23 protein-coding genes are annotated in these 22,206 nt (G+C 42.8%); 8 read left to right on the top strand and 15 right to left on the bottom strand.

Going from position 1 to position 22,206, the window contains the following annotated elements; translation table 11 throughout:
- Positions 1-5: 5 nt before the first annotated feature.
- From BLS28_RS19415 to BLS28_RS19380, 8 genes are all read right to left on the bottom strand, one after another.
- Positions 6-593, bottom strand: coding sequence for a chemotaxis protein CheB (locus tag BLS28_RS19415; RefSeq protein WP_091171384.1), 588 nt, complete (start codon positions 591-593; stop codon positions 6-8).
- A complete protein-coding gene (locus BLS28_RS19410; RefSeq protein WP_176844517.1) occupies positions 583-1,413 on the bottom strand; it encodes a CheR family methyltransferase in 831 nt (276 codons plus the stop codon). Before BLS28_RS19410 ends, BLS28_RS19415 begins: the two co-directional genes overlap by 11 nt.
- A 2-nt stretch (positions 1,414-1,415) precedes the next feature.
- Positions 1,416-4,868, bottom strand: coding sequence for a response regulator (locus BLS28_RS19405; protein WP_091171380.1), 3,453 nt, complete (start codon positions 4,866-4,868; stop codon positions 1,416-1,418).
- Between the two features lie 86 nt (positions 4,869-4,954).
- A complete protein-coding gene (locus tag BLS28_RS19400; protein WP_091171377.1) occupies positions 4,955-5,392 on the bottom strand; it encodes a hypothetical protein in 438 nt (145 codons plus the stop codon).
- A 10-nt stretch (positions 5,393-5,402) separates the two neighbouring features.
- Positions 5,403-5,735: a gliding motility protein GldC gene (gldC, locus tag BLS28_RS19395; protein ID WP_090524371.1), complete on the bottom strand. Its 333-nt coding sequence runs from the start codon at positions 5,733-5,735 to the stop codon at positions 5,403-5,405.
- Positions 5,736-5,743: 8 nt separating this feature from the next.
- A complete protein-coding gene (locus BLS28_RS19390) occupies positions 5,744-6,010 on the bottom strand; it encodes a hypothetical protein (protein ID WP_091171373.1) in 267 nt (88 codons plus the stop codon).
- Positions 6,011-6,019: 9 nt separating this feature from the next.
- Entirely contained in the window at positions 6,020-7,372 is a 1,353-nt protein-coding gene (locus BLS28_RS19385; protein WP_091171370.1) for a DEAD/DEAH box helicase, read from the bottom strand.
- Positions 7,373-7,617: 245 nt separating this feature from the next.
- Positions 7,618-8,502, bottom strand: a complete 885-nt coding sequence (locus BLS28_RS19380; protein ID WP_091171367.1) for an NmrA family NAD(P)-binding protein — start codon at positions 8,500-8,502, stop codon at positions 7,618-7,620.
- Positions 8,503-8,582: 80 nt separating this feature from the next.
- Here BLS28_RS19380 and BLS28_RS19375 point away from each other — a divergent pair, with 80 nt between their 5' ends.
- From BLS28_RS19375 to BLS28_RS19365, 3 genes are all read left to right on the top strand, one after another.
- Entirely contained in the window at positions 8,583-8,999 is a 417-nt protein-coding gene (locus BLS28_RS19375; RefSeq protein WP_091171363.1) for a winged helix-turn-helix transcriptional regulator, read from the top strand.
- 11 nt (positions 9,000-9,010) lie between these two features.
- On the top strand, positions 9,011-9,574 hold the full coding sequence (locus tag BLS28_RS19370) for a hypothetical protein (RefSeq protein ID WP_091171361.1): 564 nt from the start codon (positions 9,011-9,013) through the stop codon (positions 9,572-9,574).
- 96 nt (positions 9,575-9,670) lie between these two features.
- A complete protein-coding gene (locus tag BLS28_RS19365) occupies positions 9,671-11,005 on the top strand; it encodes a dihydroorotase (RefSeq protein WP_091171358.1) in 1,335 nt (444 codons plus the stop codon).
- Positions 11,006-11,171: 166 nt separating this feature from the next.
- Here BLS28_RS19365 and BLS28_RS19360 read toward each other — a convergent pair whose 3' ends face one another.
- The 4 genes from BLS28_RS19360 to BLS28_RS19345 form a co-directional block, all read right to left on the bottom strand.
- A complete protein-coding gene (locus BLS28_RS19360) occupies positions 11,172-11,630 on the bottom strand; it encodes a GyrI-like domain-containing protein (protein WP_091171354.1) in 459 nt (152 codons plus the stop codon).
- Between the two features lie 94 nt (positions 11,631-11,724).
- Complete coding sequence (locus BLS28_RS19355) at positions 11,725-12,147, bottom strand: SRPBCC family protein (RefSeq protein WP_091171350.1); 423 nt, start codon at positions 12,145-12,147, stop codon at positions 11,725-11,727.
- Positions 12,135-12,590 carry an EVE domain-containing protein gene (locus BLS28_RS19350; RefSeq protein ID WP_091171346.1) on the bottom strand — a complete coding sequence of 152 codons (456 nt, stop codon included), beginning with the start codon at positions 12,588-12,590 and terminating at the stop codon, positions 12,135-12,137. The genes BLS28_RS19355 and BLS28_RS19350 overlap by 13 nt, the downstream gene beginning before the upstream one ends.
- A 122-nt stretch (positions 12,591-12,712) precedes the next feature.
- On the bottom strand, positions 12,713-13,660 hold the full coding sequence (locus tag BLS28_RS19345) for a helix-turn-helix transcriptional regulator (RefSeq protein WP_091171343.1): 948 nt from the start codon (positions 13,658-13,660) through the stop codon (positions 12,713-12,715).
- A gap of 54 nt (positions 13,661-13,714) precedes the next feature.
- Between BLS28_RS19345 and BLS28_RS19340 the strand changes: the two genes are divergently transcribed.
- From BLS28_RS19340 to BLS28_RS19325, 4 genes are all read left to right on the top strand, one after another.
- On the top strand, positions 13,715-14,155 hold the full coding sequence (locus tag BLS28_RS19340) for a putative signal transducing protein (RefSeq protein WP_091171339.1): 441 nt from the start codon (positions 13,715-13,717) through the stop codon (positions 14,153-14,155).
- Between the two features lie 149 nt (positions 14,156-14,304).
- A complete protein-coding gene (locus BLS28_RS19335; protein WP_091171335.1) occupies positions 14,305-15,315 on the top strand; it encodes a glycosylasparaginase in 1,011 nt (336 codons plus the stop codon).
- 153 nt (positions 15,316-15,468) lie between these two features.
- Positions 15,469-16,215, top strand: a complete 747-nt coding sequence (locus BLS28_RS19330) for a copper homeostasis protein CutC (protein ID WP_091171332.1) — start codon at positions 15,469-15,471, stop codon at positions 16,213-16,215.
- A gap of 4 nt (positions 16,216-16,219) precedes the next feature.
- Positions 16,220-16,981, top strand: coding sequence for a hypothetical protein (locus tag BLS28_RS19325; RefSeq protein ID WP_091171330.1), 762 nt, complete (start codon positions 16,220-16,222; stop codon positions 16,979-16,981).
- A gap of 13 nt (positions 16,982-16,994) precedes the next feature.
- Here BLS28_RS19325 and BLS28_RS19320 read toward each other — a convergent pair whose 3' ends face one another.
- From BLS28_RS19320 to BLS28_RS19310, 3 genes are all read right to left on the bottom strand, one after another.
- Positions 16,995-19,835 carry a TolB family protein gene (locus tag BLS28_RS19320; RefSeq protein ID WP_091171326.1) on the bottom strand — a complete coding sequence of 947 codons (2,841 nt, stop codon included), beginning with the start codon at positions 19,833-19,835 and terminating at the stop codon, positions 16,995-16,997.
- A 356-nt stretch (positions 19,836-20,191) separates the two neighbouring features.
- On the bottom strand, positions 20,192-20,407 hold the full coding sequence (locus BLS28_RS19315) for a hypothetical protein (RefSeq protein ID WP_091171323.1): 216 nt from the start codon (positions 20,405-20,407) through the stop codon (positions 20,192-20,194).
- A gap of 86 nt (positions 20,408-20,493) precedes the next feature.
- Positions 20,494-21,759: a metallophosphoesterase gene (locus BLS28_RS19310; protein WP_091171319.1), complete on the bottom strand. Its 1,266-nt coding sequence runs from the start codon at positions 21,757-21,759 to the stop codon at positions 20,494-20,496.
- Between the two features lie 181 nt (positions 21,760-21,940).
- Between BLS28_RS19310 and BLS28_RS19305 the strand changes: the two genes are divergently transcribed.
- Positions 21,941-22,153 carry a hypothetical protein gene (locus BLS28_RS19305; RefSeq protein WP_143020824.1) on the top strand — a complete coding sequence of 71 codons (213 nt, stop codon included), beginning with the start codon at positions 21,941-21,943 and terminating at the stop codon, positions 22,151-22,153.
- Positions 22,154-22,206 lie beyond the last annotated feature (53 nt).

The following is a 22,206-nucleotide window of genomic DNA, read 5'->3' as shown; positions in this document are numbered from 1 at the left end:
GATTGTTATGAAAGTAAAAGTTTAAAAATCTCATCCTGTGTCAAAATATAATCAGCAGCACCTAAATTTATAGCTGCCTTTGGCATTTCGGCCATTTCTGCGTCGCCGGGCTCCTGCGCTATGGTAAGGCTGCCGCTTTTCTTTAATTTTAATAGGCCCTCGGCGCCATCCTGGTTAGCTCCCGACAACAATATCGCCATGCACCTGTCACCATAAACCTCGGCGGCGCTTTCAAAAGTAACGTCAATTGATGGTTTTGAATACCATACCGGTTCCGAAACATCCAGGCTAAAATAACCGCCGCGTTCAATTAAGGTATGATAGTTTGCCGGGGCAATATACATAGTGTCCGTTTTAAGAATATCCTTGTCCTCAATTTCGCGCATGTACATACGACTGTTCTCGGCAAATAGTTTTTCTATTTCGCTGAAAAAATTTTTTTTCCTGTGTATGATAAGAATTACGGTTTTTCCCAGTTTTTCGGGAAGATCTTTTATGATCCGGAATAAAATTTTAAACGAGCCTGCCGATCCGCCCAATAATACGATCTGGGCGGCGTGCCATCTTTCCAGTAACTTTTTATCAGGTCCCAACTTTTTGGTAAATGTTTTCTTTTTGGTTGATCACCTTAAACTTGCTCTTAAACGAATCTGACCGGATAGTTTCTTTACTGCCAAGGCATAAATAGCCCAGAGGGCAAAGGCTTTTATAAAACAGGTCAAGGATCCGTTCCTGCAGATACGTTTCAAAATAAATAAAAACATTCCGGCAACTTATCATCTGAAACTCATTAAATACAGTATCAGATATTAAATTATGTACCGAAAACAGTGTATTTTGTTTTAATTCATTATGTATCGACGCGGCATCGTACAAAATGGTAAAATGATCTGTAATTGAACCTTTTAAATCAGTATATTGATAATTTTCCGCGTAGCTTTTTATATTACGCAAACTGTAGATCCCTTTGCGGGCCTCCTTTAAAACCTCGGTATTGATATCCGTGCCGTATATGAACGACTTTTTTCCCAAACCAGCTTCGTTCAGCAATATAGCCATAGAGTAAACCTCTTCGCCCGTTGAGCAGCCTGCACTCCAGATTTTGACGTGCTGATAAGTTGAAAGATATGGAACAACCTGTGAGTTAACCGCACGATAGAATGAAGGATCGCGGAACATTTCGGTTACGTTAACCGTAATCTCTTCCAGGAAATTCTGAAAAAAGTCTGCATCATTAATAAGCACATGTTTAAGGTCATAAAACTCAAACTTGTTGAGCAGCATAATACGGGTTAACCTCCGTTTTAATGAAGCTTTGGTATAACCCGAAAAATCAAACCCATGAACTTTTTTTACAATATCAATAAGCTCATGAACCTGTGCATGTGATATAATTCCCTGCTCTGTATCCATAACTAACTTTCAAGCCAAAGCTGCATGAGCGATATCAACCTGTCCATATCAACTGGCTTGGTGATATAATCATTGGCGCCGGCCGCTATACATTTTTCGCGGTCGTCTTTCATTGCTTTTGCAGTTAATGCTATTACGGGTAATTTAGCCCATTTGTTTTGCTTACGGATATGCCTGGTAGCCTCATAGCCATCCATTTTAGGCATCATGATATCCATGAGCACTATGTCAATATCCTTTATATCCTCAAGTTTAGCTATGGCTTCTTCACCATCATTAGCTATCTCTACATTGAGGTCATAGCTTTGCAGGGCGCTGCTCAGCGCAAAAATATTGCGCATGTCGTCATCAACAATAAGCACCTTTTTGCCTTTAATGGCATCCTTGCCTTTAGTTAGTGTTTTAGGTTTGGCCGATGATGGCGCTTGTTGTGCCGGGGCAATCGCCGTTTCGCTTATCTTGTTCAGGAACAGGTTAACCTCATCAATCAGCCTGTCGGATGATTTATTGGTTTTAACCACCATGGCGTTGGCATAATGCATTAGCCTGTTAACCGATGTTTTGTCAAGCTCCATTGCAGTATTGATAATAACCGGCAGTGACGCAAAGCGGTCAACCTCTTTGATCTTATCCAGCAAATCCAAGCCCGAAATATCAGGCAGGTTAAGGTCAAGGATCACACACTGGTACTCGTTTTCATGCAACATCCTAAATGCAGATTCGCCGTCAAAAGCCTGGTCGACGGTGATGCCCTGGCCTTGCATAAGGTCTTTCAAAGCTTGGCTTTGGGCTTTGTGATCTTCAACCAGCAGGATCTGTTTAAACCTGGTGCCGCTTTGTACCATGATATCGGCAAAAAGTTTATCCAGCGTTTCGGTATTGATAGGCTTTTTCATAAAGTTGATGGCACCTTCCCGGCGTACGCGGTTTGCTGCGGCATCCCCGGCCGACATCAGGTGAACCGGTATGTGCATTGTATCCTCATCATTCTTTAACTCCTTCAAAATCTGCCAGCCGTCTTTACCCGGCAGCATAATATCCAGGATCACCGCATCAGGTTTGGCTTCCTTCACAATTTCAACCGCCCGGGTACCCTCATACACCATGATTGATTTATAACCATGATCGCGGGCATAATCCTGCAATATGTTTGCAAAGTTTTTATCATCCTCAACAATTACAACCAAAGGTTCTTTACCGGGCTCACGCGGGGCCGCTTTAACCGGGTTCAGGAACTCTGTTACAGGTTTAAAAGTCTCGGCAGTTGGCAATACTTCTTCAATTAAGGCCGCAGGTGTTAATTTAGCTTCAAAAGGCACGGTAAGTACAAATTCGCTGCCTATGCCCGGCTCACTGCTCAGGGTTATGCTGCCGCCTAAAAGGAAAGCAAGTTCGCGGCTTATAGATAAACCTAAACCGGTACCGCCATATTTACGGCTTGTTGAACCATCGGCCTGCTGAAATGCCTCAAATATTACTTTTTGCTTATCCGCAGGGATCCCGATCCCCGAATCTTTGATAGCAAAGCTGATGGTTTTATCTTTAATACCCGGTTTTACATTGATAGCGATAGAACCATTTTCAGAAGTAAACTTAAACGCGTTACTTAACAGGTTTTTGATCACCTGCTCTATACGTACCTTATCGGTAAATATGGTTTGCGGCAGTTGCCTGTCTATACTTGTTGTATAATTAATTTTTTTGTTGCTGGCTACTTCGGCAAACAGCATTTCCATATCGCCAACAATATCGCTTACTTTAATATCCTCATTTTGCATATCCAGCTTGCCCGATTCAATTTTGGAAAGGTCGAGGATATCGTTGATCAAAGTAAGCAGGTCATTACCGGCGTTGAAGATAACGCTGGCATATTTGATCTGGTCTTCAGAAAGATTGGCAGGCTTGTTATCTTTAAGTATCCGTGCCAGTACCAGGATACTGTTAAGCGGCGTGCGCAGCTCATGGCTCATGTTGGCCAAAAACTCCGATTTGTATTTACCCGTGGTTTCCAGTTCCTCAACCTTAAGATTGATAGCCTGGCGGGCCTGTTCAATGGCCTGGTTTTTTTCTTCAAGCAAACTGGCTTTTTCTTCCAGTTCGGCATTGGTGGTACGCAGTTCTTCCTGCTGTACCCGGAGCTCTTCTTCTGAGGCCTGCAGCTCTTCAGTTTTTTGAACAAGCTCCTCATTGGTAACCCGCAGTTCTTCCTGCTGTGCTTCCAGCTCTTCGGCCTGCTGCTGGGTTTCCTCGTACAGGTCGTGCATAATAGTACGCGCCTGCGATGTATTAACAGCTATACCTATATCATTAGCGATAGCTAAAATGTATTCTGATTTATTTTTCGAGATCCCTTCATTAAAAGCAACCTCCATTACTCCTTTAAGCTTTTTATCAAAAAAGAAAGGTATGATAAATGATTCGGCCAGTTCAGTTTTTAATACCGATGATGAAAGCTCAAGCTTATCGTTCAGTTTACCTTTTACAACCGCCGCTTTACCATCCTTAGCTACCTGGCCAAGCCAGCCTTCGGTCATTTGTACCGACTTTTTAACAAAATCAGGATTGTGGAACGCGTATGAAGCATAAAAATCAAGCCTGTTGCTTGCTTCGTTATAAAGGTAAAATGTACCTGCCGCGGCATTGGTATAGGTACAAACTTCGGTTAATATATTATTGGATAATTCTTTTTCAACCTGCTGGCCCTGCATTTTTTCATTCAGCTGACCGGTTCCGGTGAGCAGCCAGTTTTTGGCTTCGTTATCGGCAAGCACTTTTCCAAGTTCAATATTAGCAACCCTGATTTCATCCTCAATTTTCTTTTGCTGATCGAAAGTTTTTTGAATGTAGAAGAACAGCAACAGGATGATGAACAGGAAAACCAACGAACCGCATGCAATTACGAACTTGGCAAAGGTTGATGCATCCTGCGAATTTTCTTTCCTATTGGCAAGCAATCTCTCCTCTGTGTTGGTCATATGGTCGATCAGCATTCTGACCTGATCCATATTTTCCTTGCCATTTACAAACATGTTGCGCTGCACCATGTAATCAAGCCCCTGGCTATCGCGCGTTTCAACATTGGTTTTAAGGATCAGCAATTGCTCCTTCACCAGCTTATTGATTGAATCGACGCGTTTTACCTGCACAGGGTTATCCTTCACCATGTCTTTTAGCGTGGCCAGGTCATCGGCTACTTTAGGTAAAGCGGCATTATACGGTTCAAGAAATACCTTTTTAGCGGTAGCTCCATAACCACGCATGCCTGTTTCGGCATTAATTAACTCCTGCAATAAACTTGTTGAAGTACGGATCACCCTTTGAGTATGATTAACCCAGGTGTTATCCTCCTCGAATTGGCGCAGGCTGTTAAAAGACAAGATGCCCACCACAAAAACAAGAATGATTGATACTACAAAGCCAGCTAAAACCTGCTGGCGGAAGGAAAACTTTAACATTAGGTATCCGTATTAATCTGAATTACAAATATGTTTAAAAAAAGCTGTAATGTTAATATTACAGCTAATTAAACATACAAGGAATATTAATTTACTGTCGTAGTATCGGTAGTGTTTGAGATAAAAACTTTAGGGCGGCTGCTCAAAGCGCCGATCAAAGCCAAAACAGGACCGGCAAACATCACATACCAACCCCATTGAAATTTAAGCTGGCTGGTTAAAAACCTGTTAATGCCTTTAAACGGAATAAAGCTAAATGCCGAATTTACTTTAAAAATGGCAGCAACCAGCAACAGTACAACAAGTACTATCGACAGCCAGGCCGCCACACGCATAATCTTAGCCTGGTTAAGGAACGATACAATAATGCCAACAACAGCTACCAACAACAGTACCAGCCCATAAGGTTGGTTAAGCTTGTAAATATTCCAGCTGGTTACGTGGAATACCCGCAGCAGCGGGCAGTAGGTTGCAGCAAAAAGCAATGCAAAACCTGCAAATGATAAAATTGAGCTAAGGCGCATATTTAGGTTGTTATTTTTGTGTTATTTCCATTTTATCAGCAAAGTGGGCACAATAGTCGCGCAGGTCTTCAACAATATTTTTCTCGCCGGTTGCACGTAAAAAGCTGTCGCCCATGGTTTGCAGGGTTTCATAAAAAAATCGCTTCATCTCATCAACAGGCATATCTTTTGTCCAAAGGTCAATGCGCAGGGTATTTTTATAGCTTTGGTCCCACAGGGCAAGCATCATTGATTTTACAGGCAACGCTTCTTTGTTGGTTGAGTCGGTCGATTCCCAAAGAATGTGCTCAGGAACATTATTATCATCAAGCGTAACGGTAAGCTTTATTTCAGCGGTTTTCATTTCAAAATTTATTTAACAAGTAAGAATATAATTATAACCAGAACGATGAAGAAGGTCTCCACCATCCATATTTTTTTAGTTTCGATAAAAAAGTTGCGGAACATCATATCAATCACAAAAACCACGAAGGCAAACAATAAAAAGATCCAACCTATGGTGCCGCCCCAATGTTCAAGCGGGCGTCCGGCCATACCAGCCCCATAAATAAAAACATAGGCTGCTACCGCCACCAAAAACGCGGTAAAAAAGTTTAAAGGGGTAAATCTGAATTTCATTGATGGAGCTTAGTGTCTTTTTTTGCTTTTGGATGATCGGCCTGTACCCTGCCTTGCTGCTTTTGAGCCGTATTTAGCTTTATCCTTATTGGCATCAAACTTTTTGCGCTGGTTAAGGGATTTCTTTTCGTGGAAGGCACCTTTAAAATCGGGGTCTTCTTTGCGCTTTTGCATATCTATTTCCCGCGCCTGGTCCTGCCTTTCCTCATATGGGGTTTCTTCAATAAACACATCGTCGGGGATTCGCTCAACGGGAATGGTTTGCTTGATGAGTTTCTCAATCTTGCGGATATAATACTCTTCAGACGGTGTAGCAAAAGTAATGGCTTCGCCCGATTGCAGCGCTCTACCTGTACGACCGATCCTGTGTACATAATCCTCATACACCACCGGTACATCAAAATTGATCACATGACTTACATCGCTCACATCAATACCTCGCGATGCCACATCGGTAGCCACCAATATCTTCACATCGTCGTTTTTGAATGAATTGATGGAGTTGATGCGCGTATTTTGCCCTTTATTGGCGTGAAGCACTTTCACTTCCTCTTCGCCAAATTTGCGGGTCAGGAATTTGAATACGTCTTCGGCCACTGCACGGGTTTTACAAAAAACAATCAGTTTGGTAATCTCCCCTTCGTTATCGAGCAACTTTTTGAGCAGGTTTATTTTGGTTTTAATATTGGGCACATGGTATAAATGCTGGTTAACCGTTTGCGCCGGCGTAGCCTGTGGCGTAACCTCAATAACCGTAGGGAACTCCAGGAAGTTAGCCGAAAGCTGGTGCACCTTCTCGCTCATGGTAGCCGAAAAAAGCAGGTTTTGCCTTTTCACCGGCACTACTTCCAATATCCGGTTTATCTGGGGCATAAAGCCCATATCCATCATTTTATCGGCCTCGTCAAGCACCAACACCTGTAATGGTTTGGTCATGATATGCCCGGCAAGGTAAATATCCATAAAACGGCCGGGCGTTGCCACAATAATGTCGACACCCTTTTTTACCTGCTCTATTTGTGTTTTGGGGCCAATACCTCCGTAAAGTAAAACAACCCGTAAATCGGTATAAGCGGCAAATGCTTTAATGTTTTCCTCAATCTGCATGGCCAGTTCACGCGTCGGCGAAATAATCAACGCCCGGGCATGTTCGCCCTGCGCATATTTAAGCTTCATGATAATGGGCAACACATAGGCCGCGGTTTTACCGGTTCCGGTTTGTGCAATACCCATTACATCCTGTCCGTTCAATATCGGCGGAATAGCTTTTTGCTGAATAGGCGTAGCTTCGGTATAACCGGCATCGGCTATAGCGTTTAAAATTTGCCGGTTAAATTTAAGATCTTCAAAGGTTACTGCCATGCCGCAAAGATAGGCTTTTTGTTGAAGTAGGAACAATGCGGAAAGTGCGAGTCAGGAAAGTAAGAACCAGGAAACAAGAAGAGCGTATCGTTCACAAGTGATCATCGCTGGGTACAAATCAGTGGGTACCTCTAAATTTCCCAAAAGTGAAGCCTTCAAAAAAGTAAACACCCCGCACCTGAGGTGGGGGGTGGGTGAGGCCAACTACTGCTTTCACAGCAATAATGACTTTTACATGAGAAAATTTAGCCGTTGTATACCGCAGCAAACTCCCTGGCAAAATCCTGCAAACTCACCTTACCGGACGATACAGGCCTATGCTTATCATAATCCTCCCAGATTTTTCCGCTTTTTACCGCAGTGCCCATTTCAACAAAGTTGCGGGTCATTTCGGGAGGAACGCCTGCCTGTGATAAGCCTTCTGCAAGCTGTTCATCAGTAAACTCAATCCATGGCAAGTTAGGGTTGCCGATTGCATCACCTAAAATTGCAGCTGCCTTGCCGGGTGTCGACTCTTCGCTTACAATGTAGCGTACGCTTTTACCAATAAAATCCTTTTGCAACTCTTCTGCTATTGCGGCTGCAATATCTTTAGGGTGTACCATGATTAGTCTTGCATCTGCAGGATAATTTGATCCAAGGATACCCTGGTGCTTAATAAGCGGGATATTACTGAAAAAATTGATATAGAAGAATGGTGCACGGATAAATTTAACGGCCACACCATCTAATCCGCTCAAAACACCTTCAACATCGTGAATGCCTTTTATAGGGCCTACGCCGCTATCCAAATGCGCACCTATGCTGCTTAATGCAACTACTTTTTTTATACCCGAGCGTTTGATAGCTTCGGCATAGCTTTTACCTGTTTCGTTTTGGTATGCCCTTAAACTTTCGGCACTGAAGCTTGGCGGCACCATGGCGTAAAGCGCATCGGCACCAGTAAATGTTTGTGTTAAGAAATCAGCATCGGCTAATGAACCTATTGCTGCTTTAGCGCCTAATGATTCTATTTCTGTTACCTTATCGGCATTGCTGCTAATTACTGTTACGTTATGCCCTGCGGCTATTAAAGTTTGTGTTAAAGGTTTGCTTATATTGCCTGTTGAACCTGTTACTATAATTTTCATAATGTTTTTGTTTTTATTGAAAGCAAAGGTATTTTTACACTTACTTTTTTACAAGTACTTACCCTAAAGTATGTATTACCATGACAGCGATAAAAGAAAGCTCAACTATACAGGAAAACAAACAAGCCGCATTTAAAGAATGCCCGGTAACTTATGTTATGGAACGCATAGGTGGATATTGGAAACCGATCATTTTGTTTCACCTCTTAGCCGGAAGCAAGCGTTACAGCGAGCTAAAAAAATCTATCCCAACCATCACCGAAAAAATGTTGATCCAGCACCTGAAACAACTGGAAGCCGACGGACTGCTGATCAGGGAATCCAAACCGGTTGTACCGCCCCATGTAACCTACCGGCTCAGCGAATCAGGCATGGAATTGCGGCCGGTAATGTACGCAATGGCAACATGGGCAGTGAAGGACAGCGAGGCGAGCGGTAATGCAATTTATAGAAGTTTAGGAGAGTTTCCATCTGAAGAAACTTTTGCCGAAATGTAAAAACGAATAGAATGACTTACGACTTTTACGCGATTAAACAAGACCAAATTGACTTACTCGATTTTATTTTGACCGAGACTAAACTTCAAATTATTGATCATTATTCTGCTTATGACGAAGAGGTGCTTCGTTATACATCGGCAACAGATATAACCGCAAAATTTGATTTATACAACGGAGGCTCTTTTGGATCAAATTTCGCTTTATGGTCACCGGAGTTTAAGGGGCAACCTGTTTTCGAAAAAATCAATCTTGATCCTAAGCGCTGTAAAGGGCATACGTTCCGGTACTCAACCATGGATTGGGGGTTGATACGACTTTATCTGGGACAAATTAAGGGGAACGTACTTAGCAAATCACACATCGGGCATTTTAATGAGAAAGGTGCAATTGGTCATGAATTACCCAACTCAATTATAGGACCGGCAAGTGTATGGAATTGGGAGGAAATCAATAAAGCCTCGCGGAAACTAAAATACCACATCCATAACAAAATGGCCGTTAAAAAGACTGGAACATACGGTATATTGAAAAATGCCGAAATACTGGAGCAACAGGGCTTCATGCTTCAGTAGTTTCCCTTCAAAACTTACAAAGTTTTAAAAACTTCGTAAGTTTGAGCTCAATCAACAAATCCGAAATCGAATATCCCAAATCCGAAATTTCAAAACATGTCTACAATTCTGATAAAAGCAGCCACCATAGTTAACGAGCATAAACAATACGTTGCCGATGTATTGATCAAAGATGGTTTGATAGACCGTATCGACTCAGTTATCGACCACCAGGCAGATGAAGTGATTAATGCAGAAGGACTGCATTTGTTACCTGGCTGCATCGACGACCAGGTGCACTTCCGCGAGCCGGGCTTAACTTATAAGGCCGATATTTATTCAGAATCAAGAGCTGCTGTTGCGGGCGGCATCACTTCGTTTATGGAGATGCCAAACACCGTTCCCAACACTTTAACGCAGGAACTTTTGGAAGATAAATACCAGATCGCGTCGCGCAATTCGCTGGCTAATTATTCGTTTTTTATGGGCGCGTCTAACAACAATTTAGATGAGGTTTTGCGCACCGATATCAGTAAGGTTTGTGGCATCAAAGTGTTCATGGGATCCTCTACCGGTAACATGCTTGTTGATGACCCTCACACCCTCGAAAAACTCTTCGCGCAATCACCCATGCTCATCGCTACACACTGCGAAGATGAGGCTACGATCAAGAGCAATCTTGCCCATTACAAACAACTGCTTGGCGAAAATATTCCGGTGCGGATGCATCCAAAAATCAGGAGTGCAGAGGCCTGCTATTTGTCTTCATCAATGGCGGTTGAGCTGGCAAAAAAGCACAACACTCGTTTGCATATTTTGCACATTTCTACAGAGCGGGAGACACATCTTTTTGACAACACAATTCCATTAAAAGATAAACGAATTACTGCCGAAGCCTGCATCCATCACCTGTGGTTTACCGATGCAGATTATGACATAAAAGGCAACTATATTAAGTGGAACCCGGCAGTAAAAACAGAGGCAGACCGTGATGGTATTTTACGTGCTGTACTTGATGGAAGGATTGACGTTATTGCTACCGACCACGCCCCGCATACTATAGAAGAAAAAGAGCAGCCTTACCTGCAGGCGCCATCCGGTGGCCCATTGGTTCAGCATGCTTTGCCAGCCATGCTTGAGCTGTATCACCATGGTAAAATAAGCCTCGAGCAAATTGCAGAAAAAATGGCGCATAACGTAGCTACCCTTTTTCAAATAGAAAAACGCGGCTTCATCCGCGAAGGTTACTGGGCCGACCTGGTATTGGTTAACCTGAACAAACCATGGAACGTTAATAAAAGTAATATCCTGTATAAATGTAACTGGAGCCCATTTGAAGGCAATACTTTCCGCTCGCAAGTGGCTTACACATTGATATCAGGAAATCTGGCATATGCGAATGGAAGTCTTATTGAAGGTAAAGCCGGCAAGCGATTGACTTTTAACAGGTAATATTAATTACAATTTATAGAATTTTGGAAATTACAGAGTTTTCTGGAGTCTAAACGCTATATTCTTTTAACTAAAAAGTCATGCCGAATTTATTTCGGCACCTCACAAGCAAGATTCCACGCGGCTCTTCTGATGGGGTGCTGAAACAAGTTCAGCATGACGATAGTTAGTTATTCACTCCCACAAAAACTTCTACCTCGGCGTTATCAGCATTTTGTGACCTTTCTCCATATACGTCGAAATCGGCCATATATCTTCTGTCAATATCGCTTGTCCAGATCTGGTGCCAGGTTTCGCCTACCGACTGCGGCAATGCACCCTTAGCCACGTACCGGTTATAGCTTCCGGGTGGTACTGTAATGCAAATCAGGCCTTCAGGTATATTGTCTTTAGTAGCTACCTTACAACCAAGTACTGTGGTATAAAAGCCGTTCTTATCGCTTTCATAATCGGTGTAAACACAATAAATATCATCACTAAGACGGTTCACCACCTGCTGTAAAACCGCTTCACTCATAAACCAGTTCCAAAGCCCTGCTATATCTTTCATTGCCTGCCCGTTTTGGTTTGTAGTACGTACCGAAATCCCAACTAAATAGAAACCCTTTATTGTTACTTTATCCATTTTCGGAGTTATTACTATTTGTTATATTGACTTATAATCAACTTTTTTACAAACAATTATAATGATTATATAAATTATTAATTTAATATTATAATTACTCTATCAGTTTCCTCAATTCTTCAAAAATCCCTTTCCAGTTTTGTTCTGAATGCGCTTTAGCTTCCTCGTTTTTTACGTTGTCCTGGGTAACGGTAAGTTCAGTCTCGCCATTATTTTCGGTGAGGTTGTAGGTAACATTGGCATAGTTTTCGGGCTTGTCGTCAGTGCCGCTCATGCTGCTCCAGTAGCTGTATTTTACAAATGTGCCCGGATCAATATCCAGTATAGTTCCATGGTCTTCATACTTTTTACCACCCCACTCCCCGCTGAATTTTATGGGCTCCCCTACCCTCCAGCTCGATTCAAGATCGGTACCAAAAAAATATTTTTTCACCATAGCAGGATCAGTCAGGCCTTGCCAAACTTTAGCCATCGGGGCTTTAAATTTTACCTGCACATTTACTGTTAATTTTTCCATAACGTAGCCTTATTTAATAGTGGTTGTTTTGCAGTGATCATTTGTTCCTTTATCTTCTTAAAATCTGCGCCGGGAACTTCAAAAAATCCAAACCTGAAGTTGTAGCCCCACGCTTTTTTGTTGGTGATAAAATCGAGCTTTTCAATCATCGGGGCTATCGGAACTTCGGCACATTCGTAGTAATTTACATTGCGGCGGTATGGGATAAAATCAATAGCCATTTGCTTCTGATAAATATCCTCGTCACGCACCTGGCCAATGGCTGTAAAAGCCTGCAAAGGCTCATTGCCGTTCATCTTTTGTTTGGGCGAATATACCGCCACCCAGTCGCCAACTTCCATACGTTTAAGCGGCGCCAGTTTACCATGATTGGCCTGAATAAATCCCCCGGAAATGCCACGGCCAATGTGATCTTTTGATACTACTATTATCCAATGTTTCATAAGTGTATGGTTTAAATTAACCGCAAAAACACGACCAATAAAAGCCCTGCCCCTGCCATTATGAAACAAAGTAACAACGCGCTGGTGACAGCCTTATGTCAGCAGGAAAAAAAGAAAAGAAATTAATTTATTTTTTGGGCGATGGTTGCGGTGATCTCCCGTACACGCTGCAACAAGGTGTCGGGTCTGATGATCTCGGCACGGTCGCCAAAGGTCATATACCATCGGGCAAAACCTTCCAATGAGATGGTCAAAAAAGTCATCTCAATTTTACTTCCTACAGTTTTCTCAGATACAAAACCGCCGTAGTATTTTTGATGATCAAGATAGCTGTGAATCTCCTTGTCAACTTTTATCACCACCTGTTCAAGCTGCTTTTCGCAGGCCATTTTGTCAATATAATCTTTTAGCGTAGGGTGCTTACTGTTTACATAACTTTTATCTGTAACCACCAGCTTCCTGATACGGTCCATCCTGAAATCGCGATAGTCACTACGCAGACGGCAGTAGGCTATCAGGTGCCATAAACTATCCAGGAAAAAAACGCCTACCGGTTCAACTTCGCGTTTGGTATTTTCCTGCGAGTGGGCGGCAAAGTAATCAATGCTCATGATCTTTTTACAGATAATGCAATCCAGTATGGTTTGGATATGATCGGTACTTCCGGCCCTTTTCTGACTATGGCTTTTCAGTACTTCGATGCTGCCGTCAAGGTTTTCCAGGGCATCTTTTTCAGATGATTTAAGAATAGCCCTCACCTTGTACATGGCCGACTGGTACTGTGCCATGGTTGAGGTATCTGTAAGCTTTTCAACAAACTTTTCGGCGGTTAAAAAAGCTGTGGCTTCCTCGCGGGTAAACATTACCGGGGGCAGGCGGTAACCATCCATAATGGAGTAGCCAACGCCGGCTTCGCCTATGAGCGGGATGCCAGCTTCTTCAAGCGTTTTTATGTCGCGGTAAACCGTACGCAGGCTAATATTGAACCTATCGGCAATATCTCCTGCCTTTACCACCCTGCGTGATTGTAGTTGGATCAAAATGGCTGATATTCGGTCGATGCGGTTCATGGCGTCCAAATTAAATAAAAAACAATTTACCTTTGATTAATATTTATCTACAATATGGCCGTTCAACCCGAAGAAAAGATCATAACGTTTGAAACCTATTATGATGTGATGCTTGCACATATCATCCGCACCAAACTGGAAGGTTATGGTATCCCCTGCTTTATTGCCGATGAAAACACCATTGGGTCCAATCCCCTTTACAACCAGGCTGTAGGCGGCATTAAACTCAAAATATTTGAGCGCGACCTGGAGCGATGCCGGGAGATTTTAGCCGCCGAAGGTGACCTGCACGACCAGGACCATATTGAAATTGATGACGAAACGCTTAATGCCGTGATTTGCCCTTATTGTGGCTCAACCAATGTACGTTATGGTTCAGCAACCGAAAAAAGGGTTCATTGGTTCACCGCCATCATCTCATTTTTATTGATGATATTCCCTTTTTATAGCCGCAAAGCATGGCATTGTTTTAATTGCCAGCGGGATTTTGAATAGCTTTTTTCAAAGTCGAAAGTCTTAAGTCGCGAGTCAAAAATCTTCATTTTTATAACCCGATAGGGTCTTAACTTAAAACTCAAGAGTTACGACTTCAGACTGAAGACTTAGAACTTATGACTTAAAACTGTTTTTCATATATTAGCGGTATGTACAACCGCCGTAAGTTCATTAAATTATCCGCCGCAGGTGCTTCATTTGCAGCGCTTTCTAAATCTGCCATCGCAAAAACCGTCATATCAAAGCCCGAAGGCGGTTATCCTATCGTAATTTCAACCTGGGATTTTGGCATTATAGCCAACAAAGGAGCCTGGAAAGTATTATCAGCCGGAGGCCGTTCGCTCGACGCTATTGAAGCCGGGGCCCGCATCCCTGAAGCCGAAGATATCACCAATCATACTGTAGGCCGCACCGGCTTGCCCGATCGTGACGGACATGTAACCCTCGACTCGTGTATCATGGACGAGTTTGGCAACTGTGGCTCGGTAGCTGCCATGGAGAATATAGCCCACCCTATTTCGGTAGCACGTTTAGTGATGGAGAAAACCCCTCACGTAATGCTGGTTGGCGAAGGTGCTACCCAGTTTGCCGTTGAGCAGGGTATGAAAAAAGAAAAACTGCTAACCCCCGAAACAGAAAAGATCTGGAAGGAGTGGCTTAAAAAAGCTCAGTACAGCCCCGTTATGAATATCGAAAACGGCGGTAAACCGGGCAATAAATACAACCATGATACCATTGGTATGCTTGCTATTGACGCCAAAGGCAACATCTCAGGCGGATGTACTACCAGCGGCATGGCTTTTAAACTGCACGGCCGCGTTGGTGATAGCCCGATTATAGGTGCAGGTCTTTATGTAGATAATGAGGTTGGCGGTGCAACATCAACCGGTGTTGGTGAGGAGGTGATCCGCAATGTGGGCAGCTTCTTGGTGGTTGAATTAATGCGCCAGGGCCTATCTCCGGAGGATGCCTGCAAGGAAGCTGTAAACCGTATTATTAAAAAGAAACCGGAAATAGCCAAAAAGATCCAGGTTGGCTTTTTAGCTATTAATAAAAAAGGCGAATATGGTGCCTATGCTATACAAAGTGGTTTTTCATACGCCGTTTGTAATGCACAACAACAGGACCTGTTAATACCAGGAAAAAGTTATTATAAGTAAATTTATTGGTCGATGGACCATAGTCGATAGTCCATAGTTTAATATTGTAGAATATAGTTAACTTAACAGTAGTAGTCTATGAACTATCGACCATAGACAATAAACAAAAAAAGGCCATGGACTATTGACTATGGTCTATGGACTTAAAAAAACATGCAGGTATCACTCGAAGTTTGTGCTAATTCGGTAACATCGGCCCTGGCGGCCCAGGAGGGCGGCGCTGTGCGTGTTGAACTTTGCGAAAATTTGAAGGATGGCGGCACCACCCCATCGCACGGCACCATATTAATGGCCCGCAGCCTGCTCCATATCAAGCTGTATGTGCTCATCCGTCCTCGCGGCGGCGATTTTTTGTACAATGATATGGAGTACAAGCTCATGATGGCCGATATCAGGTATTGTATTGATGCCGGTTGCGACGGTGTGGTAATAGGTATTCTTAAAGAAGATGGCTCTATCGATATAGAACGCTGTACCGAAATGGTACGCCTTGCCCGGCAATGGGGCCTGGGTGTAACTTTTCACCGGGCTTTCGATATGTGTGCCGATCAGCATAAAGCCCTTGAAGAAATCATTGAAATGGGCTGCGAGCGCGTACTTACCTCAGGAGGCAAAAGCACCGCTATTGAGGGTGCCAGCAATTTAAACCGCCTCGTTGAACAAGCCGCCGGCCGCATCAGCATTATGCCCGGGAGCGGCGTAAGTGAAGCGAATGTTGCCGATCTCATACATTACACCGGGGTAAAAGAAGTTCATTCATCAGCAAGGATCAAGGTTGCCAGTAAAATGAAGTTTCACAATGAAAGCATCATGATGAGCGCCGAAGCCGGCGATGAATATAGTATTGATGTTACCGGCGTTGACCGGGTTAAGGAACTCATCAGGCTGGCTAACAGTTAAATTTATGAATAGAAAAATACTTTTTCTGTTTTTATTCCAAGTTACCGTTTTAAAAAGTTATGCCCAGCTTCAGACTTATTATCACAAAATAGAATCAGTATCTAATAATGAAAAGAGCGCTACCAGGCTTTTCCAAAGAATTGACAGCATTAAACAAACCCGGCAGCCCCATGATAGCAAAGTAACTACTTACTTTAACAGAGATGTGGATTTTGGTTATAAGCATCAACGGATAAACGTTATTTTTAATGGATCGAATCGTTACTATGTTAATTTACTAACAATGGGCGACAGCATTCTAATTAGTTCTGTGTGCTATGATAACTCATTCTTTGGAGATCCGCTTTACGATAAACTAAATAAAAGAGAAAATCATCCAAAAATAGATACTACGAAAGTGTTGCAATACTTAAAAAGACGCAACGACTTTTACAAATCATCCAAAAACATTGAAGATTTAGTAAAAGAGTTAAATCTATATAAAATGTATGCCTTTTATTGCGGTGACGCAAGTCCTAAAACGAAGATGGGGGAATATATTGACGAGCTTGTAAAAAACAGGGATATCAAAAAACTTAAAAATCTGTTGTTCAGCTTTTGCTGCGAGGAACAAGCCTACGGCGTTGCCGGAATAAAAACTCTTCAAAAAAAGAATGTCAAAATTCCTGTTGAGATCATTCGAATAGCCTCCTATGTTAACGATAGAAAATCAGAGTTGATCACCTGTTCGGGTTGTATAGTGGGCATCATAAGTACTGATTATTAGATCAACCATCCAACTAAAAGAAAGTTACCGGCAAAACCAGCTCTATCCTATTGCGCCCTGTCCCGCCAAAAAAATCTTCATCCAGCAGCCTGCTATATCTGATACCGAATGTGATACTGTTTTGATTAAAGAATTTGGTATCAAAATACAGGGTACCACCTGCCGACCTGAAGTTTTGCTTAAAACCGCTGCCATCGGTAAAAAAGTTTGATGCGCTGGCATGGGTATAATCAAAAAACAATGCTGCACGCAGGCGTAACAGGTAAAACAGGTTGCCGAAACCTGCATCAGGATAAGCTATTGGCATATGATATGTTAAGCCAATCTTATTCATATCATCCAGGTTTTCGGCGGTATAACCTTTGGAGAAAGGGAAATCATTAGAGAAACTGATCACGTTGTCCTTCCCTTTTTGCTGGTGCGCCAGGCTGATGACAAAGTTGTGGTTCACAAACAAACCAGGGAAATAAAAACTTCCCGTAGCCAATAGCTGCGTTGCGCCCGATCCTGAAACTGCCGATTTATAATTGACGCCTATGCTTTGCGCAAACCGGGGATAAATATTTTTCTGTGCCTGTTGCGTTTGATTGCTAAAGCTGAAATAATTATTCAAATAGCTATATGACCGGTCAGCAAAACTGCCTTTGTAGGCTTGTTGAAAGTTGATACTGTTAAAATACAGGTCGCTGCCAAAGGTAAGACTGGTTAAGCGCTTGCCCTCACTAAAATTCAGGGGAACCCGCAAACCACCATGCACAGCAGTCTCGTTCCAGTAAACGTATTGGCCCTTATAAAAGCTCCGCCTGTCGAGTGTGTAATCGGCCCCGGCCGAAATATAGGGGAACAAAGCCCCGTAAATGGCATCGAAACCAAACTGCTTGTAGCCTTCGTTGGTATTATAATCAAAAGACAACTCGGACTGAAAAGTATTCAGCACATTCTCGCCCGTGATAGCGAATGAATAATTAGGGTCGCTGATATTGGGGATGATACTGTGAAAATTGAACAAACCATGCGCTTTGGGATAGCTGGTAACCGGCAATGGCTTATCAACTATCCCTGTTACTAAATTGGCAGCCGAATCTTTTTTCAGTGCTGTGATACCCAGATCGGGCAGGTAGCGTGCATAATCTCCCCCGGCGGCTATCCATTTCAAATCTTTTTTATTGGCCTGGTTAATCCGGTAACCATCGGCAGTAAAACCTACCCAGGCCAGTTTATTATCACTTACTGCCGGCTGATAGTAGCCTAAACCTGTAAAATTACCGGTTGGCAACATTTCATAAACACTTTTATCGTTAAGCATCATCACAAACAGGCGGTCGTTTTTACCATCGGTTTGCGTGAAATACAACGTGTCTTTTTTTAGGGCGATAAAACCTATCGGGCGAAAACTCGGGGGTGTTAAATACGCTGTTTTACCGGTAGCGATCTCAATAAGCGCTATCCCCATTTTACCATCCTTATTGCGCGCTGCCGACAGCAGTTTGCCATCGCCGTAAAACTTAGGGTAAGTATAAAATAGCCCCTTCGGGTTTGGAATTTCCTGTTGTAGTTTACCCGCAGTATCCAAAATATGCAGCTGACTCAATCCTGATGGATCAACCCGTACAGCAACAATGCTTTGGCCATCGGCACTAAAAGCAGGCGAAAAGTATTTTGCTTTTGATGTGATCCGGTGTTCCAGCCCCGTTTTTGTATCAAGCAGCATCAGTTCACTATAATTACGGTAGCTCCAGCGTAAATCCGGCCGATAGGATGTATAAATTATTTTACCGTTGTGATAATCAAAATAACTATCCAATGAATAGGAACGGGTGCTGATTTTCAATTCTTTATCACCGGTTTTAATGACAAAGGCAGGCAAATGATCGTAAGTATTTTTGGCATAGATGAGCGTACTATCGTTCACAAAAGCCGGGTATTGCCGGTTGGCGTCAAAATGTTTCTTTCGTTCGGCAATGGGCTGATTGTTATCTTCGGCAAATTGCTGTTTGAAATAAGCAAACCCATTATTTGAAAAGGTTTTGAAACTTTCGCCGGTGTATTTTTTAACAGCCCATTGAAAAGGATAAAAGCCACCTCGATAAGCCGCAGCGTCATGTGTTACGTTTTTCCAGAGTTCGCTTCCATATTTTTCGCGGCCGTAGGCTACCATCATGTAGCCAAGGGGGTAATGGTCGGGCACATAGTCGCGGTACGAGCCATTGCGAAGCTTCATATAGCTGTAGTTTTTATCCGCAGCCCACAGCGCACGGTAACCGGTAAAAAAATAAGGCAACCGGCCCCTGCCCTGTTCGCTCACCAGGGTTTCGTTAAAAACAGCGTCGCCCTCAAAAAACCAGTTGGGTACAGCCAGGTCGTTACCCAGCGCCTGCCCGCCCTCGCCAAAAACTATGCGGAGTAAATGCGACAGGCCTACATTAAAATTATTGTACTGCTGCACATGCCTGTACTCGTGAATAGCCAGTTGCTGCGGCCATGGCAGGCTGCCTATATCAAAGCTATTTTGTTCGGGAGTTAAAAAAAACTCGCTCCTGAAGGGGGCCAATCCCACATAACCGTTGGCTACGGTAGTTTGATTTTGCAATACAATACTGATTTGTTTTTGCTTAAAGCCGATTGTTGGCCGGATCAGGCCGTTCATTTGCTGCACGATATTGGCAACCCTTAACCCCGCCGAATCCAAGCCGGTCGGGAATATCACCCGGGCTGGCGGTGTGTTTACCTGTTTCCATTTTATAGATGGCGGATTACCGCCAAACACCTGCGCTTTTGACAATGTAGCAGAAAGTAACAGCGCCGGAAGTATTAATTTTTGAAGCGTTTTGTAACCGGTAAACAGATGATTCATTGAGGGTGAAAGTAAGTACAAATTGTAATTTAAACAACAAGCCACTTACTGAACGCTTATGAATTTGACCTGGTATAAAACAAAAAACACCCATCAAACTGACGGGTGTAAGGACAAGGTTAAAGTTAAGGTTTAGGTTTTCAATATTATATCAATTATTATTGAAGGCAATATTAGCAACCAGTGATAGGTAATGGCAGTTCTTGTTTTGCATGATTTAATCAACGCTTAAATCTCGCCATTTAAAAACGGTCCCGCAACCCGTGAAAACACGGTATTTTATTCCGTTTAATAACGGTTGATAACCAGTACTGGATTACCCAAAAGCCCGATATGAATATACCGGGCTTACTATTTCATATTTTGATGACCTTACCGCCTTTTTGCCCGGAAGGTTTAGGCGAATCAGGTTTGGGAATATGTTTTATAATGTAGATCAGCGTATGGGCTATTGCGCTTATCGCTTTCACACCAAAATGTACAAAAGGCTTCATCACTTGCCAGGCATTGCTATGCTGATGCTGTACCTGGGGACCTTGTTTGCCTATCCTTTTTATATTATTAGTTGCCATAATTTTAAGTTTAAATGCTTAGTATAATAAGCATAAAAACCCTGCCACAAATCAAGCCGGATAAATCAAATCCTTATTTTATAACGTTACACCACCTTTTTCTTCAGCTCAATAACTGTAACCTCCGGCCAAATACCTAACCTTCCAGAAAATGCCAGGAAACCAAAACCACGGTTTACGTACAGATATCGGTTATTTTCATTAGCGAGGCCGGCCCAGTCAACATAACGGTATTTTACCGGGCTCCACCTAAAGCCGGGAATCTCTACACCAAACTGCGCGCCGTGAGTATGGCCCGACAAGGTAAGATGAATGGTTGTTGGGTTATAACGAACCTGTTCTTCCCAATGGGTAGGGTCATGCGAAAGCAGTATTTTAAAGGCATCCTGGGGTACGTCCTGAAGCGCCTTATTCAAATCGCCTATCTGGATGAAACCTTTGCCCCAGTTTTGGATCCCGATGAGGGAGATCGATTGCCCGCCTTTTTCAATGGTTACATTTTCATCCAGCAGCAAACGGTAGCCTAAGGCTTTGTGATGTTGTTTAAGTTTATCGAGATTGGCTGCCTTTTCCTGCATGTTATCCCAATGGATATAATCACCGTAATCGTGGTTACCTAAAATGGAAAACTGTCCGTAAGGCGCTTTGATCTGCCCAAACCTGTCAATATAAGGCTCAATTTCCGATGCTGCATTATTCACCAGGTCGCCGGTAAAAACAAACAGGTCGCTTTTTTGCGCTTTAGCCAGGTCGATACCGCGTTGCATAGCCTCGGTATTATCAAAACTTCCCGAATGGATGTCAGAAAGCTGGGTGATGGTAAAGCCATCGAAAGCATCGGGCAAATCATCAAAATAAAGGGTGGTTTTGTGCAGCTTATAATCATATTTACCTTTAAGCATGGCATAAAAAAACGAAGTAAAAGGCACGGCAGCCACCAGTACCGCTATTTCACTGATGAACTTACGCCGGCCCGGAAAAGCCGGCTGCCCGGCAACCCTGCCCGAATCACTGATCAAGTTGAATACACCTACGAAAAACCGCCCAAGATCGCCGAGGGATAGCACGATTATGAAAACCAATTTGGTAATAAAAAACGTCAGGAACAGGCTTAGCATCCACTCATGAAACGGGCGCATGCCGCTTGCTGTACTAAAAGCGCCAAAGCCAATTAAAAACAACGCAGTTACACCAACAGATGTGATCAAATACCCCCATAAAACAACATTGCGCCACAGGTTTGATTGCCAGTCGGCAGTTAAGGTTTTAAGGCCGGAATGGATGTACCAATCAAACAACAAACTAATCAACGCAATAATTGCGAATACCTTCAAAAAACCACTACTGTGCATATAAATATGTATAAGACTGCAATTTAAAAAAGTAAAGGTAATTAGAGGGTAAAATTGCTGATGCAGGCCAGGTTTAAAGATTTTGAGAAAGACGGGAAATTACTTCATGCAAAAATAAAGACCAATAATCAATAGTATTTGGATACAAATTGCTGCAGAAATGCGTTTAAAACCATTCATTTTGGACGGGATAAATATATATACTGCCCAGGATAACAAAAATACAGCCAGTGCCAAACCTCCAACTATTAAAAGATTTGGGCCTTCAGGGTCATTAAAAAGAAAGAATAGCAACCTGGACCAAATGATAGCTGTTACCGCCAACATTATTAATGAAACCTGTTTTGACCTGAAATATAAATTTGCTGTGGTATTACCCATGACCTTAAGATGAGTATTACACAAATATAACAATGCAAGCAGAGATTCTCAATTTGTTTATTTGTC

It is taken from the genome of Mucilaginibacter gossypii, from assembly GCF_900100945.1.
Classification (GTDB): Bacteria; Bacteroidota; Bacteroidia; order Sphingobacteriales; family Sphingobacteriaceae; genus Mucilaginibacter; species Mucilaginibacter gossypii.
Note: the sequence above shows the minus strand (reverse complement) of the source record. Positions and strands in the feature narration are given on the sequence as shown.

Coding starts and splice junctions, on each gene's coding strand:
- BLS28_RS19370 (WP_091171361.1), top strand. CDS start 9,011: ATGACTTACGACTTTTACGCGATTAAACAAGACCAAATTGACTTACTC.
- BLS28_RS19360 (WP_091171354.1), bottom strand. CDS start 11,630: ATGGATAAAGTAACAATAAAGGGTTTCTATTTAGTTGGGATTTCGGTA.
- BLS28_RS19400 (WP_091171377.1), bottom strand. CDS start 5,392: ATGCGCCTTAGCTCAATTTTATCATTTGCAGGTTTTGCATTGCTTTTT.
- BLS28_RS19340 (WP_091171339.1), top strand. CDS start 13,715: ATGGCCGTTCAACCCGAAGAAAAGATCATAACGTTTGAAACCTATTAT.
- BLS28_RS19310 (WP_091171319.1), bottom strand. CDS start 21,759: ATGCACAGTAGTGGTTTTTTGAAGGTATTCGCAATTATTGCGTTGATT.
- BLS28_RS19325 (WP_091171330.1), top strand. CDS start 16,220: ATGAATAGAAAAATACTTTTTCTGTTTTTATTCCAAGTTACCGTTTTA.
- BLS28_RS19365 (WP_091171358.1), top strand. CDS start 9,671: ATGTCTACAATTCTGATAAAAGCAGCCACCATAGTTAACGAGCATAAA.
- BLS28_RS19410 (WP_176844517.1), bottom strand. CDS start 1,413: ATGGATACAGAGCAGGGAATTATATCACATGCACAGGTTCATGAGCTT.
- BLS28_RS19345 (WP_091171343.1), bottom strand. CDS start 13,660: ATGAACCGCATCGACCGAATATCAGCCATTTTGATCCAACTACAATCA.
- BLS28_RS19385 (WP_091171370.1), bottom strand. CDS start 7,372: ATGGCAGTAACCTTTGAAGATCTTAAATTTAACCGGCAAATTTTAAAC.
- BLS28_RS19375 (WP_091171363.1), top strand. CDS start 8,583: ATGACAGCGATAAAAGAAAGCTCAACTATACAGGAAAACAAACAAGCC.
- BLS28_RS19335 (WP_091171335.1), top strand. CDS start 14,305: ATGTACAACCGCCGTAAGTTCATTAAATTATCCGCCGCAGGTGCTTCA.
- BLS28_RS19315 (WP_091171323.1), bottom strand. CDS start 20,407: ATGGCAACTAATAATATAAAAAGGATAGGCAAACAAGGTCCCCAGGTA.
- BLS28_RS19355 (WP_091171350.1), bottom strand. CDS start 12,147: ATGGAAAAATTAACAGTAAATGTGCAGGTAAAATTTAAAGCCCCGATG.
- BLS28_RS19350 (WP_091171346.1), bottom strand. CDS start 12,590: ATGAAACATTGGATAATAGTAGTATCAAAAGATCACATTGGCCGTGGC.
- BLS28_RS19380 (WP_091171367.1), bottom strand. CDS start 8,502: ATGAAAATTATAGTAACAGGTTCAACAGGCAATATAAGCAAACCTTTA.
- BLS28_RS19405 (WP_091171380.1), bottom strand. CDS start 4,868: ATGTTAAAGTTTTCCTTCCGCCAGCAGGTTTTAGCTGGCTTTGTAGTA.
- gldC (WP_090524371.1), bottom strand. CDS start 5,735: ATGAAAACCGCTGAAATAAAGCTTACCGTTACGCTTGATGATAATAAT.
- BLS28_RS19330 (WP_091171332.1), top strand. CDS start 15,469: ATGCAGGTATCACTCGAAGTTTGTGCTAATTCGGTAACATCGGCCCTG.
- BLS28_RS19320 (WP_091171326.1), bottom strand. CDS start 19,835: ATGAATCATCTGTTTACCGGTTACAAAACGCTTCAAAAATTAATACTT.
- BLS28_RS19390 (WP_091171373.1), bottom strand. CDS start 6,010: ATGAAATTCAGATTTACCCCTTTAAACTTTTTTACCGCGTTTTTGGTG.